Source organism: Methylocystis sp. JR02 (assembly GCF_030063565.1).
Taxonomy (GTDB): domain Bacteria; phylum Pseudomonadota; class Alphaproteobacteria; order Rhizobiales; family Beijerinckiaceae; genus Methylocystis; species Methylocystis iwaonis.
In genome coordinates this window covers 1,906,985-1,920,464 of sequence record NZ_JASIRC010000001.1, presented here as the reverse complement: position 1 = coordinate 1,920,464, position 13,480 = coordinate 1,906,985, and the positions used below count along the sequence as shown (strand labels likewise).

Below are 13,480 nucleotides of genomic sequence, written 5' to 3'. Positions count from 1 at the left end.
GCCTACGCTTTGAATCCCCACCCCTCGGAAGGGCGTAGACTAACATCGAGGTTAAGACCGGCGCCAATCTGACGCAGGTCCCATGCGCCTCATCGGCGTCGACCGTTTGCCCGGACATTCCCTCCGTAAGTTACGGAACGCCTAAGGGTCGCCTGGCTCGCTTGGCGCAGGGCGGCTGCTTCCTTCGGCATCATGGAAATTGGCCTGCCGCGACGCGCGCCCTTGGGGCGTTTTGTTCCGGCACCGATGGCCGGAACGTCCGCTCCCCCGTGTCGGCTGTTTGTGCGCACGCTGATGCGCCACCGGTGACGGCGATACAAGAGCGCTTCGGCCAGACCACGCCTTTCGCGCCCCCGGATATGCGCTTTCCCTGACCGGACGCGAGTCGCGGAGCGAAGGCCTCGCTCAAGCCCATACTTCTCGGGAAGAATCGTTGCGCCGCACCCAGCAAGTATTTTTTCTCTCCACTACGCCGCGTTGCTATGCCGTCCAGAACCGTGTTGAACTGCCGCATCTATTGCCTTTTCTAATCATCCCCGTCGCCGATCGCGCTTCGCGGTCGGCCGTCGACGGGGACGATCGTGGCGGCCACACTTGATGCTTCTTCCGAGGCCTTTTCCCGCGGCGCGCGCATGCTGCGCACCGCGCTTGGTCCGGCGATCGCGACCTTCCTCGAAGACCCATCCATCGTCGAGGTAATGCTCAATCCCGACGGTCGGCTCTGGATCGACCGGCTGTCAGGTGGGCTCGAGGATAGCGGGCGCACCCTGTCCGCCGCAGACGGCGAGCGGATTGTACGCCTGGTCGCCCATCATGTTGGCGCAGAGGTTCATGCCGAGCGGCCGCGCGTCTCCGCCGAGCTCCCCGGGACGGGCGAGCGGTTCGAGGGCCTGCTGCCGCCGGTCGTCGCCGCGCCGGCTTTCGCCATCCGCAAGCCCGCGGTCGCGGTCTTCACCCTCGATGATTACGTCGGCGTGGGCATCATGGCGACCGACCAGGCGGCGGTGTTGCGCAAGGCCGTGGCCGCGCGGAAGAACATCCTCGTCGCCGGCGGCACTTCGACCGGCAAGACCACGCTCACCAATGCGCTGCTCGCCGAGATCGCCGGCACCACGGATCGCGTGGTGCTGATCGAGGATACGCGCGAGCTGCAATGCCGCGCGCCGAACCTCGTGGCGATGCGCACCAAGGACGGCGTCGCTTCGCTCTCCGATCTCGTTCGCTCTTCGCTGCGCCTCCGGCCCGACCGTATCCCCATTGGCGAGGTGCGCGGCGCCGAGGCGCTCGATCTCCTGAAGGCGTGGGGGACAGGTCATCCCGGCGGCATCGGCACCATCCACGCCGGCACGGCGCTCGGCGCTTTGCGCCGTCTCGAACAGCTCATCCAGGAAGCCGTCATTACCGTCCCCAAGGCTCTTATCGCCGAAACCATCGACGTGGTGGCGGTGTTGCGCGGCCGCGGCGCGGAACGCCGCCTCGCCGAGCTCGCCACCGTAGCCGGCCTCGATCCCGCCACCGGCGACTACCGCGTTCTCTCCGCCGCGGCGGGCGGCGACCTATCACTTCCGGGAGAATTGTCATGATCCGCTTGCTTTCCGAGGCCCGTCGCGTTCGTCGCCGCATCGGCGCCCTGATTACGCTCACCGCAATCTCGCTGGCCTTTGCGCCAGCGGCGTATGCGTCGGGCTCTTCCATGCCGTGGGAGACGCCGCTCAATCAGATCCTGCAATCCGTGCAAGGCCCGGTCGCCAAGATCATCTCGGTTATCATCATCACCGTTACCGGCCTGACGCTCGCCTTCGGCGACACCTCGGGCGGCTTCCGGCGACTGATCCAGATCGTTTTCGGCCTGTCGATCGCCTTCGCCGCATCGAGCTTCTTCCTCTCGTTTTTCTCGTTCTCGGGCGGGGCGCTGATCTGATGACGGCGATCGTCGATCCGGACGTGCCCGGCTTCTTTGCGCCGGTCCACCGCGCGCTTACCGATCCGATTCTTATGGGCGGCGCGCCGCGCGCCGTCGCGATCGCTAACGGCACGCTCGCGGCGGCGATCGCGTTGGGCCTGCGGCTATGGATTGCTGGCGCGCTGATCTGGGTCGTGGGTCACGCCGCCGCCGTCTGGGCCGCCAAGCGCGACCCGCAGTTCGTCGACGTAGTGCGCCTGCACCTGCGTTACCCCGCGTATTTCGGAACGTGAGGCGGCCATGCTGAACCTCGCCGAATACCGCAAACATCCCGCGAGCCTCGCCGACTTCCTGCCGTGGGCGGCGCTCGTGGCGGAGGGCGTCGTCCTCAACAAGGACGGCTCGTTCCAGCGCACGGCGCGTTTTCGCGGACCGGATCTCGATAGCGCGACGCCCGCCGAGCTGGTGGGAGTGACGGCCCGGCTCAACAATGCGCTCCGCCGTCTCGGCTCCGGCTGGGCCATCTTTGTCGAAGCGCAGCGGATAGCAGCCAAGACCTATCCGCGCAGCAGCTTTCCGGATGCAGCGTCGGCGCTGGTCGACCTCGAACGGCAGGACGCCTTCGAGGAGGCGGGAGCGCATTTCGAGAGCCGCTATTTCCTGACCTTCGTCTGGCTGCCGCCGGCCGAGGACGCCTCCCGCATCGAGGGCTTCCTCTATGAAGGCCGCGCGCAGACCGGCGTCGATCCGTGGGAGCTGCTGCGCGGCTTCGTCGATCGGACCAACCGCGTCCTTCAGCTTGTCGAAGGCTTCATGCCCGAGGTCGGTTGGCTCGATGACGGCGAAACGCTGACCTACCTGCATTCCACCATCTCGACCCGGCAACAGCGCGTCCGCGTCCCCGAGACGCCGATGCATCTCGACGTGCTGCTCGCGGATGAGTCGCTTGCAGGCGGCCTCGAGCCCCGGCTCGGCGCGCACCATCTGCGCACTCTGACCGTGGTCGGCTTCCCGACGGCGACCCATCCCGGCATTCTCGACGAGCTCAATCGGCTCGCCTTCCCGTATCGCTGGTCCACCCGCGCGATCCTCATCGACAAGACCGAAGCGGTGAAGCTGCTGACCAAGATCAGGCGTCAGTGGTTCGCCAAGCGCAAGTCGATCGCGGCCATCGTCAAGGAGGTGATGACCAACGAGGCGTCGACGCTGGTCGACTCCGACGCCGCCAACAAAGCGGCGGATGCGGATCTCGCCCTGCAGGAGCTCGGCTCCGACGATGTCGGCGAGGCCTATGTCACAGCGACCGTCACCGTGTGGGACGAGTTCGCGCCGATCGCCGCCGAAAAGCTCCGCCTCGTCGAGAAGGTGATCCAGGGGCGCGATTTCACCTGCATGCCGGAAGGGGTGAATGCGATCGAGGCCTGGCTCGGGAGCCTTCCAGGCCACGCTTACGCAAACGTCCGCCAGCCGCCGGTCTCGACTTTGAATTTGGCGCACATGATCCCGCTCTCGGCGGTTTGGGCCGGGCCTGCGCGCGACGAGCACTTCAAGGCGCCGCCGCTATTGTTCGGCAAGACAGAGGGCTCGACGCCGTTCCGTTTCTCGCTCCATGTCGGCGATGTCGGCCACACCTTGATCGTGGGGCCGACCGGCGCCGGCAAGTCCGTGCTGCTGTCGCTGATGGCGATGCAGTTCCGTCGTTATCGGGATAACCAGATCTTCGCCTTCGATTTTGGCGGATCGATCCGCACGGCCGCGCTCGCTTGTGGAGGCGACTGGCATGACCTCGGCGGCAGCCTCTCGGCCGGAGCGGAGCATTCCGTGTCGCTCCAACCGCTGGCTCGCATCGATGATCCGTTCGAGCGCGCCTGGGCGGCCGAATGGGTGACCGCCATCCTCGCCAAGGAGGGCGTCGCGATCAGTCCGACGGCCAAGGAACACGTCTGGTCGGCGCTGACCTCGCTGGCGTCGTCGCCGATTCAGGAACGAACGATCACTGGCCTCGCGGTCTTGCTGCAATCGACCGCGCTGAAACAGGCGTTGCAGCCCTATTGCGTCGGCGGCCCTTCCGGCCGGCTGCTCGACGCCGAGACCGAGCAGCTCGGGTTCGCCTCTGTGCAAGCCTTCGAGACCGAGGGCTTGATCGGCTCTGCCGCCGCGCCCGCGGTCCTCACCTATCTCTTCCACCGCATCGAAGGACGTCTCGACGGAAGGCCCACGTTGCTCATCATCGACGAGGGCTGGCTCGTCCTCGACGACCCCGCCTTCGCGCAACAGCTTCGCGAATGGCTGAAGACACTGCGCAAGAAGAACGCCTCCGTCGTCTTCGCCACCCAGTCGCTCTCGGACATCGACGGCAGCAATATCGCGCCGGCCATCGTCGAAAGCTGTCCGACGCGCATCTTCCTGCCGAACGAGCGGGCGATCGAACCACAGATCACCGCCATTTATCGCCGCTTCGGTCTCAACGACCGGCAGATCGAGATCATCGCCCGCGCGACGCCCAAGCGTGACTACTACTGCCAATCCCGCCGCGGCAATCGCCTGTTCGAGCTCGGTCTCGGCCCCGTCGCGCTCGCCTTCTGCGCCGCATCGTCGAAGAGCGATCATGCCGCAATCGAGCGGATCCTCGCCGAGCACGGGCGCGAGGCCTTCGTCGAATCCTGGCTCGTCGATCGCGATCTCGCCTGGGCGGCCGATCTCATCCCCAATCTCTTGAACCTGGAGACCTCGCCATGAACAAGCTCCGCACCCAGGCAGTGGCAAGCGCCGCCGCCCTCACGCTCGCTGTCGCCGCGCCGCCGGCCTCCGCGCAATGGATCGTGTTCGATCCCAACAACTATGCGCAGAGCGTGCTAACGGCCGCGCGCGAGCTGCAGCAGATCAACAACCAGATCCAGATGCTGAACAACCAGGCTCAGAGCCTGGTCAATCAGGCGCGCAATCTTGCAAGCTTGCCGATGTCGACCCTGACCCAGCTTCAGTCGACGATCACTCGGACCCAGACGCTGCTCGGCCAAGCGCAGAACATCGCCTTCAACGTCCAGCAGATCCAGCAAGCCTATTCGACGAACTATGGCGCCGCCGCGGGCACGGGCTCGACCAGCGCCATGCTCGCCTCAGCCCAGACCCGTTGGCAGAACTCGGTCGGCGCCTTCGAGGACTCGCTCAAGATTCAGGCCGGCGTCGTCGGCAACATCCAAAGCAATTCGAGCGCGATGACCTCGCTCGTCTCGGCAAGCCAGTCTGCGACGGGCGCGCTTCAGGCCGCCCAGGCCGGCAATCAGCTCCTCGCCCTCCAATCCCAGCAGCTATCCGATCTCGTTTCGGTGCTTTCCGCCAAGAGTCGGGCCGATGCGCTGGAGCAGGCGCGAACTGCATCGGCCGAAGCACAGGGGCAGCAACAGTACAAGACCTTTTCGACGCGCACGGGCTATGTGCCAGGCAGCGTCACCATGTTCAGCGGCAACTGAGGGCTTAGATCATGGGGCGCCTCGACGGCTTCCGCATAGTGGCGATCGGCATCCTAATCGGCGCAATCGTCGCCGCCCTGATCGCGACGCATCAGCATCCGCCGGCGCCTTCAGTGGTGAGTCTGCCCTCCACACCAACATCTGACGACCTCGCGCCCGAGCTGCGCCGTTGTAGCACACTCGGGCCTAGTGACGCCGAAGATCCGCAATGCCTGGCGGTCTGGGACGAGAACCGCCGCCGGTTCTTCGGCAGGCCGGCGCGGCCGCTGCGAAATCCTCCCGCGCATGAGGCGACCGCGCCGGCCACCCCATCATCATCTGCCCCTCCATCTGGAGGGGCGCGATGAACAACGTCGGCGTCATCGACACCTTCCTCAACACCTTCACGACCTACATCAATTCCGGCTTCGGCCTGATCAAGGGCGAGGTCGGCTATCTTTCCTCGACGCTGATCGTGATCGACATCACGCTCGCCGGGCTCATCTGGGCCTGGGGCGTGGACGAGGACATCCTGCAACGGCTGGTGAAGAAGACTCTCTACATCGGCTTCTTCGCCTTCGTCATCACCAACTTCAACAACTTCTCAGGCATCGTCTTCAATAGCTTCGCGGGCCTCGGACTGAAGGCCGGCGGCTCGTCGATCTCGACCGCGACCTTCCTGCAGCCTGGCCATCTCGCCCAGGTTGGCCTCGACGCCGGTCAGCCGCTGCTCGATGCGGCGAGCCAGATGATGGGGTTTTCGAGCTTCTTTGCGAACTTCGTCCAGATCGCCGTGCTCATGCTGTCCTGGCTCTTGGTGCTGATCGCCTTCTTCATTCTGGCAGTGCAGCTCTTCGTAACTCTGATCGAGTTCAAGCTCACGACGCTCGCGGGCTTCATCATCATTCCCTTCGCCCTCTTCAACAAGACCGCTTTCCTCGCCGAGAAGGTGCTCGGCAACATCGTGGCTTCCGGCGTGAAGGTGATGGTGCTGGCCGTCATCGTCGGCATCGGCACGGGCCTCTTTTCCCAATTTAGTCTAGGCTACGGCGGCGGCCAACCGACGATCGAGCAGGCGCTCTCCGTCGTGCTCGCGGCCCTCGCGATGTTGGGCCTCGGCATCTTCGGTCCCGGCATCGCCACGGGCCTCGTCTCCGGCGCGCCGCAGCTCGGCGCGGGCGCCGTCGTCGGCACGGGCCTCGCCGTCGCCGGCACGGCCATGGCTGGCGGCGCGGGGCTGGGCCTGGCCGGAAGGGGAGCGGTGGGCGCCGCATCCGGCGCGGCCGCCGCGGCGCGCGGTGGGGCGGCGATCGCCGGCGGAGCGGCCTCCGCCTACAGCCTCGCTTCTTTTGGGGAGTCCGGCGCCGCCGGCATGGCGTCCGGCCTCGCCGGTGTGGGGCGCGCGGCGGGCGCGGCCGCCGTCGCGCCCATGCGCCGGGCCGCGTCCCGAGCCGCGAGTTCGCTTCAGGAAAGCTTCGCCGCTGGCGGTCGCTCTGGATTCGCCGCGACCGGCGGCGGCCAGCTCGTGGGAGCCGCGAACGGCGACATCGCTGGCGGCGGCGAGGCTGCGACCACAATCGATTCCGGCGTGCCCGCTTGGGCTCAGCGCATGAAACGCAACCAGGCGCTCATGCGCGGCGCTGAGACCGCGGGCCACGCCCTGCGGTCCGGTGACAGCCATGGCGGCGGCCATTCCATCGACCTTTCGGGAGGAGAATAGGAGATGTCGATCTTCAGCCGATCGTCGGTGCGCTATGGGCGCACCCCCGAGCCGGAGACGCCCTATCAGCGCGCCGCCCAGGCCTGGGACGAGCGCATCGGGTCAGCCCGGGTGCAGGCGAAGAACTGGCGGCTCATGGCCTTCGGCTCGCTGTTCCTCTCACTGGGCCTCGCTGGCGGTCTCGTCTGGCAGTCGACGCACGGCAGCGTCGTTCCCTGGGTGGTCCAGGTCGATAAGCTCGGGCAAGCCCAAGCAGTTGCGCCGGCGACCGCGGATTATGCGCCGTCCGACCCCGAGATCGCCTGGTATCTCGCCCATTTCATCGAAATGGTCCGCGCGCTGCCGGCCGATCCGATCATCGTTCGGCAGAACTGGCTTCAGGCCTACGATTTCACGACGACGGGAGGGGCGCAGGCGCTGAACGAATATGCGCGCGCCAACGATCCCTTCGCGAAGCTCGGCAAGCAGCAGGTCGCCATCGACGTATCGAGCGTGATCCGCGCCTCGCCATCGAGCTTCCGCGTCGCCTGGGTCGAGCATCGCTACCAGAACGGCGCGCTCGCCGACACCACCCGTTGGACCGCGATTCTTTCGGTCGCAATCCAGACGCCCACCGACGCTGATCGCCTGCGCAAGAATCCGCTCGGCATCTACGTCAACGCCATCAATTGGTCGAAGGAGCTGGGACAATGACCCCGCCGAATTCCTCTGGAGCCGGCGAGCCGGCTTCACGCATTTCCGCAATTCCGTATCGCCGGATAGGCGAGACGACGGCTTTCCTCAAACCCGTCGATCCGCAAAAGCGCAGAAGCGCGATCATGCTTTTCCGAGGATGCGGAGTGGCGGCTTTGCTGATTGGAGCGACGGCGCTAGGAGGCTGCGCCAACAAGTTCATCCCGCCCGACGTCGACTATGATGACGCAGCGCCGGCGAAACTTTCGGGCAATCCGCCGCTGCCGGTGAAGGTCGTCGAGCTGCCCAAACTCCTGCCGCTCCCCGGACAGTTGAAGCCGCTTGCGAACGGCAAACCCATCCCTGAAGCGACCGATCCGGCGGTGCGTGTCAATCAGGCCAACGCCGCCGCGCGCGTGCAGCCGGTGAGAAACGGTTTCATCAACGCAGTGCAGGTCTATCCATTCTCGGCCGGCGCGCTCTATCAGGTCTACACTGCGCCTGGCGAAATCACCGACGTCGCGTTGCAGGAGGGCGAGCAGCTCGTGGGCTCTGGCCCCGTGGCCGCTGGCGACACGGTGCGCTGGATCATTGGCGACACCGAGAGTGGCGCGGGCGCCGCGAAGAAGATCCACATCCTGGTGAAGCCGACCCGGCCGGACATCACCACCAACCTCGTCATCAATACTGATCGGCGAACCTATCTCCTTGAGCTACGCTCGACCGAGAAAACCTACATGGCCTCGGTCTCCTGGCAATATCCGGAAGACCAGCTAATCGCGCTTCGCCGACAGAACCAGGAGGCGCAAGAAGCCGCGCCAATCGAGAAGGGAGTCGATCTCGCCGCGATTAATTTCCGCTATGCGATCCAGGGCGACAATCCCGCCTGGCGGCCTTTGCGTGCCTTCGACGATGGCCAGAAGGTCTATATCGAGTTCCCGCGCGGCATAACGCAGGGCGAGATGCCTCCGTTGTTCGTCATCGGTCCTGCGGGCGGCTCGGAGCTCGTCAACTACCGCGCCAGCCGCAACTACTACATCGTCGATCGGCTGTTCGCCGCCGGCGAACTGCGCCTCGGAGACAAGGACAGCGAGCGCCGTGTCCGCATTATCCGTACTGATGGAAGGCCGCGGTCATGACGACGAACGGCGAAGAGGACGACCGCCCGACTCCCTCCCTTGCGCCGGCCGATCTGCGATTGCGCGGCGAGCAACCGCGCGTCACTCGTCTGTCGCGCAAGGTTTTGATCGGCCTAGGCGCAGTTTCCGCGCTCGCGATCGCCGGCGCGCTCGGTTACGCGCTTCAGCCGCAACACAACTCTCAGAATGGCGAGGAGCTGCTCAGCACCCAGAACCGCCTTTCGGCCGAGGGCTTGGCCGGATTGCCTAAGGATTATACAGGCCTGCCGCGCCAGATTCCCCAACTTGGCCCGCCGCTGCCCGGCGATCTCGGCAGGCCGATCCTGAACGCCGGTGCTGCGCCGACGACTGTTGGGGCCGCGCCGGATGCGGAAGCACAGCGCGTCGCCCAGGAGATGGAGGCCGCGAGGGTCAGCCGACTGTTCGCGCAGACGAGTCAGCAGGCCCCAGCTATCGCCGCCGTCGCACCGCCGGTGACTCCTGCAATAGCGACGGGCGCGACGCCGACGGCGCCGGTCGACGCCGGCTCGGCGCAGAACATGCAGGACCGCAAAACGGCCTTCCTCAACGCCTCGATCGACCGACGAACGGTCAGCGCCGACCGGCTCCAGACCAAGGCGTCGCCCTATGTCGTCCAGGCAGGCACGGTTATCCCCGCCGCGCTCATCACCGGCATCCGTTCGGACTTGCCCGGCCAGATCACGGCCCAGGTGACTGAAGCGGTCTATGACAGTCCGACCGGCAATTACCTATTGATCCCGCAAGGCGCGAAGCTGATCGGCCAATACGACAGCTCGGTCGCCTTCGGCCAGTCGCGCCTTCTGCTCGTCTGGACTCGGCTCATCATGCCCGACGGGACCTCGATCGTGTTGGAACGTCAACCCGGCGCCGACACGGGCGGCTATGCCGGGCTCGAAGACGAGGTCGACAATCACTGGGACAAGCTGCTCGAGGGCGCCGTACTTTCGACGCTGCTCAGCGTCGGCGCCGAAGCCGGCACGAGCCAGAATGAAAACAACCTCGTTCAGGCCATCCGCTCGGGCGCGTCCAACTCGATCAGCCAGACCGGTCAGCAGATCATTCAACGCCAGCTCAACGTCCAGCCGACCCTGACCATTCGCCCGGGGTTTCCGGTCCGCGTCGTGGTCACGCGCGATCTCGTATTGGCGCCCTACGGACAGGGAGCGAAACCATGACGAAATTGAAGCTCGGACCGCTTGCCGACGACAAGCCGCTGAAGGTCACCGTCGAGCTGCCGGCGGCGGTGCATCGGGACCTTGTCGCTTACGCTGAGGCGCTCGGGCGGATGAACGGGCAACCAGCCCCGGAGCCTGCCAAGCTGATCGTGCCGATGATTGAACGGTTCATGGCAACCGACCGAGCCTTCCTAAAGGCGCGCCGTTCAGGCAATCTTCAGGCCGTCGCGACAACTGGTGAGAGATCCGGATAGCGCTCGCGCAAGATGTCGAGAAACGGTCCGAGCGTCGGATTCTTGTTGGCTTGGCGCCAATAGGCGGCGAAATTGAATCGGGTAGGCCCGTCGTTGTCGTGAATCTCTCGATAGACGACGCCATCATATCGGGCCCCGGTGGCGCCCTCGAGCATCAGGCAGATGCCGATCCCGGCGCCGACCAGACTCATCAACCGATCGAAGCTGACATCCTGATGCAGCATCCGCTGCGCCCCAAACGCATCGAGCTTGGTCGCAATGAGCTTACGCATCTCAGGCCCCAAGCCGCGCTGCTTGCCAAGCAACGGCTGGCCAGCGAGATCAGCCCACTGGATCGCTGGCTTCTCGCAAAGCGGATGTCCATCCGGCAGAGCCGCAATCACGCGTTCGCTCCAGAGCGGCAGCTTTCGATCGTCCCAACCCGGGCAACAGGTCGTCATGATCGCCACATCGACGGTGCCGGCGATCAGATCGCGGAGCAGCCGATCCTGAGCGCCGTCGACGGTGTGTATGTCGACCTCCGGGAGCCGCCTATGGTATTCGGCCAGCGTGGCTCGCAGGTTTCCGGCGGCAAGCGATACATAGACGCCGATCGTCAGTCGCCCCGTTTGGCCGCTCGACATGGCCTTCAGCCTTGCGAACGCGGCGTCGGTTTCTTCAATGATGTTCCGGGCCGCTTCGAGGAACTCGCGGCCGACCGCGGTCGGTCGGGTGCCGCCGTTGGTTCGTTCGAATAGTTCCGCTCCCAAGCGATCTTCGAGATCGCGGAGCGTGCGGCTTAATGTCGACTGGCGCACGTGCAAACTTTCGGCGGCCTTGCGAAGGCTACGATGCTGAGCTGCAATGATCGCCCATCTCATATATCGTAAATCGAAATCCATTCCGCAGCCCTTTCAAAAGGGGGGAACCCAAGCCGATACCCATCGAAACCTCATTAGCGTGACGAGTGTGGCCTGAAATTGTTTTCAGAGCCGGCAGCGATTTCATCCAGCGCGGCGACGGTCTCTTGAGGAAGGCGAAGCGCAGCCGCTTCCAGGTTCTCGTGGAGATGTTCGACTGACGACGTTCCGGCAATTACCAGGATGTTGGGCGATCGCTGCAACAACCACGCTAGCCCGACCTGCCGCGTGGTAGCGCCTAGAGAAGCCGCTGCGGAATCGAGCGCCGGCGATCTCAGCGGTTTAAATCCGCCCAGTGGGAAGAAGGGTACGAAGGCTATCCCCATCTGCGCGAGTTCATCAATGAATGCGTCATCACGACGGAAGGCTGAGCGATCCGCGCGTGGCCGATTTTGGGCGCCCATTGCTCGCGCGTTCAGTCGAGCTCATTCGTCAAATTGCTCCGGCGCCGGGAGCCAGCCGGGTTTCAGATGACCCGGAACGTCTCTCGCTGCTCCTATGGACAGGCCTTCATGGAATCGTGTCGTTACGCGTGAACAAGCCCACGTTGGAGTGGCCTTCGGCAATCGAGCTGGCCGAGCAAATGACACGTGCGATCATCCAACCCGATCTCGCCACTCTGGGGACAAGTTGAAATGCGGCGGCTAGCCGAACGCGCACCAGCAATTCCTCAACCCCGCAGTTTATCCGATCCGGCAGCGTTTCCGTCCACCGCGGCGAAGCGCGATGTGCGGAATCTATTCGCTTCGGCTACGATGCGGACGCTGAGGCGCCCTTCGTAGTTTTTTAGAGAAGGAGATTGAGGACAGTCTATTCGGACGCGTTATGCTACCACCGAACTCTCACCCATATTCATGGACGCCGGCCCGTGAGATCCAATATCTTGGAGAGGAAATCTCGGCCTCCCACCAGTGGCCATGTCCCCCGTGGGCTACTCTTGCCTTTGCGGTCGGCGCGAGCAGCTTCGAGGATTTTCCGGGAGATGCTCTCTTGCTGGCTGCGCAGATGGTCGCGCAATAACGCATTGCGCGTGATGTAGCCCGCGTTCACGCCCGGTATCGAATGATTCATCAGCAAATGGACGTCGAGCTCCGGCACACCGGCCGCCTGTGCAATGGTTCGGAAAGTCTGCCGAAGCTCGTTGCCCCATTTGGATAGATCGCTTCGCTTTTCCTTATGCTCCGCGAGATGCCCGCTCTTGCTGTCCGCGGGAAACAGCCATTCACTCGCCTGATCAGGGTAAAAGGTGCGGCCGATCCGAATAGCGCGAACCAGGCAACGGATCATTGGTCGCGACAATGGGATATCGAACGCCTTCGTCTCTCCGCCTTTTGGTTTCGGAATGTGAAGCACTCTGTTTTTGAAATCGAGGTGTTCAATGCGCGCCTTCTTGATGGCATCTGGGCGATGCCCCGAAAATAGCAAGAACAGGTGGAATTCCCGTCGCATCGCGTTGTCGAGCGCGGCCAACTCGGCGAACCACCCGGGCAGGTCGCTTAAGCCTAAAGCCGTATCTCGCCTGCTTTCGGCGTTCCAATCGACTGCGGAAACGGGATTGTCCGCCGGGAGCGCCCGCGCCGCCTTGCGCGCATGGTTATATATTGCGCGAAGGGTCCTCATGCACCCGTTGGCGATATAGGATCCGTGCTCTTTGGTGATCTTTTCGTGTCTGACGACTACCAAAGCGGGATCCTCGCCAAAACGCGAAAGCGGCTCGTCGAGCCAATCCGACATCAAGCGCTCGACGTGATCCCGGTAGTTCTCGATCGTTCCTTCACTCCTGTTCTTCCGCTTCATGTGGCCATCGCGATACCGGCCCCAAGCCTCGCGCAACGTGGGATCGTTCGAGTTCGACGGAACGCTTGCCCCGGGTTTTGCCTTCGGGCGAGGGTCTATGCCGTCCGCAATTGAGCCGAGCAATGCCTTTGCCTTTGCCCTGGCCTCGCGAGCAGTGATCTTGCCTACCTCTCCGACCTTGATCCGGATCGTTTGGCGCTTGCCGGCCACACGGAGGTCGCCTTGGATCATGAAGGTTTTCGACCGAGCGCCGACTAAGAGGAAGAAGCCGGAGAGATCCGCGTCGCGCACGATCTCCTGTCGTGACGCGACGAAGGGGAGGGCGGCGATGTTTCGATCCGAGAGGGAGTTGCGATGCTGGGTCATGGCTTTTAGAACGGCATTAAAACGGTGAATGCATCCATGAGAGTCTTTGGGGTTGGCCACGCCACCATACGCCACGGCCACA

The 13,480-nt window shown here is 64.3% G+C and carries 13 protein-coding genes and 1 pseudogene; 11 read left to right on the top strand and 3 right to left on the bottom strand.

Going from position 1 to position 13,480, the window contains the following annotated elements; all coding sequences use genetic code 11:
- The first annotated feature begins 632 nt into the window (after window positions 1-632).
- The 11 genes from trbB to QNA11_RS09070 all read left to right on the top strand — a co-directional run bounded on the left by trbB (window position 633) and on the right by QNA11_RS09070 (window position 10,336).
- The gene (gene trbB / locus QNA11_RS09120; protein ID WP_283484185.1) at window positions 633-1,583 is read left to right on the top strand and encodes a P-type conjugative transfer ATPase TrbB; all 951 of its coding nucleotides are present in this window, start codon (window positions 633-635) and stop codon (window positions 1,581-1,583) included.
- Window positions 1,580-1,921 carry a TrbC/VirB2 family type IV secretion system protein gene (locus QNA11_RS09115; RefSeq protein ID WP_502867525.1) on the top strand — a complete coding sequence of 114 codons (342 nt, stop codon included), beginning with the start codon at window positions 1,580-1,582 and terminating at the stop codon, window positions 1,919-1,921. The genes trbB and QNA11_RS09115 overlap by 4 nt, the downstream gene beginning before the upstream one ends.
- Window positions 1,921-2,196: a VirB3 family type IV secretion system protein gene (locus QNA11_RS09110; protein WP_283482777.1), complete on the top strand. Its 276-nt coding sequence runs from the start codon at window positions 1,921-1,923 to the stop codon at window positions 2,194-2,196. Before QNA11_RS09115 ends, QNA11_RS09110 begins: the two co-directional genes overlap by 1 nt.
- A 7-nt stretch (window positions 2,197-2,203) precedes the next feature.
- Window positions 2,204-4,642 (top strand): conjugal transfer protein TrbE, encoded by a 2,439-nt coding sequence (gene trbE / locus QNA11_RS09105; protein WP_283482776.1) that lies wholly within the window; start codon window positions 2,204-2,206, stop codon window positions 4,640-4,642.
- Window positions 4,639-5,376: a P-type conjugative transfer protein TrbJ gene (gene trbJ / locus QNA11_RS09100; protein ID WP_283482775.1), complete on the top strand. Its 738-nt coding sequence runs from the start codon at window positions 4,639-4,641 to the stop codon at window positions 5,374-5,376. Before trbE ends, trbJ begins: the two co-directional genes overlap by 4 nt.
- A gap of 11 nt (window positions 5,377-5,387) precedes the next feature.
- Window positions 5,388-5,723 carry a putative entry exclusion protein TrbK-alt gene (gene trbK-alt / locus QNA11_RS09095; protein ID WP_283482774.1) on the top strand — a complete coding sequence of 112 codons (336 nt, stop codon included), beginning with the start codon at window positions 5,388-5,390 and terminating at the stop codon, window positions 5,721-5,723.
- A complete protein-coding gene (gene trbL / locus QNA11_RS09090) occupies window positions 5,720-7,075 on the top strand; it encodes a P-type conjugative transfer protein TrbL (protein WP_283482773.1) in 1,356 nt (451 codons plus the stop codon). The genes trbK-alt and trbL overlap by 4 nt, the downstream gene beginning before the upstream one ends.
- A 3-nt stretch (window positions 7,076-7,078) precedes the next feature.
- Entirely contained in the window at window positions 7,079-7,768 is a 690-nt protein-coding gene (trbF, locus tag QNA11_RS09085; protein ID WP_283482772.1) for a conjugal transfer protein TrbF, read from the top strand.
- 125 nt (window positions 7,769-7,893) lie between these two features.
- Window positions 7,894-8,886 (top strand): P-type conjugative transfer protein TrbG, encoded by a 993-nt coding sequence (gene trbG / locus QNA11_RS09080; RefSeq protein ID WP_502867559.1) that lies wholly within the window; start codon window positions 7,894-7,896, stop codon window positions 8,884-8,886.
- Complete coding sequence (locus tag QNA11_RS09075; RefSeq protein WP_283482770.1) at window positions 8,883-10,082, top strand: TraB/TrbI/VirB10 family type IV secretion system protein; 1,200 nt, start codon at window positions 8,883-8,885, stop codon at window positions 10,080-10,082. Before trbG ends, QNA11_RS09075 begins: the two co-directional genes overlap by 4 nt.
- Window positions 10,079-10,336: a DUF2274 domain-containing protein gene (locus QNA11_RS09070; RefSeq protein ID WP_283482769.1), complete on the top strand. Its 258-nt coding sequence runs from the start codon at window positions 10,079-10,081 to the stop codon at window positions 10,334-10,336. The genes QNA11_RS09075 and QNA11_RS09070 overlap by 4 nt, the downstream gene beginning before the upstream one ends.
- On the opposite strand, the gene QNA11_RS09065 is transcribed toward QNA11_RS09070, so the two are convergent.
- The 3 genes and pseudogenes from QNA11_RS09065 to QNA11_RS09055 all read right to left on the bottom strand — a co-directional run bounded on the left by QNA11_RS09065 (window position 10,300) and on the right by QNA11_RS09055 (window position 13,458).
- Window positions 10,300-11,196: a LysR family transcriptional regulator gene (locus QNA11_RS09065; protein WP_283482768.1), complete on the bottom strand. Its 897-nt coding sequence runs from the start codon at window positions 11,194-11,196 to the stop codon at window positions 10,300-10,302. The two genes, QNA11_RS09070 and QNA11_RS09065, sit on opposite strands and share 37 nt — an antisense overlap.
- A 74-nt stretch (window positions 11,197-11,270) precedes the next feature.
- Window positions 11,271-11,603, bottom strand: a pseudogene (locus tag QNA11_RS09060) (aldo/keto reductase); the annotation flags it as partial.
- A gap of 484 nt (window positions 11,604-12,087) precedes the next feature.
- Window positions 12,088-13,458, bottom strand: a complete 1,371-nt coding sequence (locus tag QNA11_RS09055) for a tyrosine-type recombinase/integrase (RefSeq protein WP_283482767.1) — start codon at window positions 13,456-13,458, stop codon at window positions 12,088-12,090.
- Window positions 13,459-13,480 lie beyond the last annotated feature (22 nt).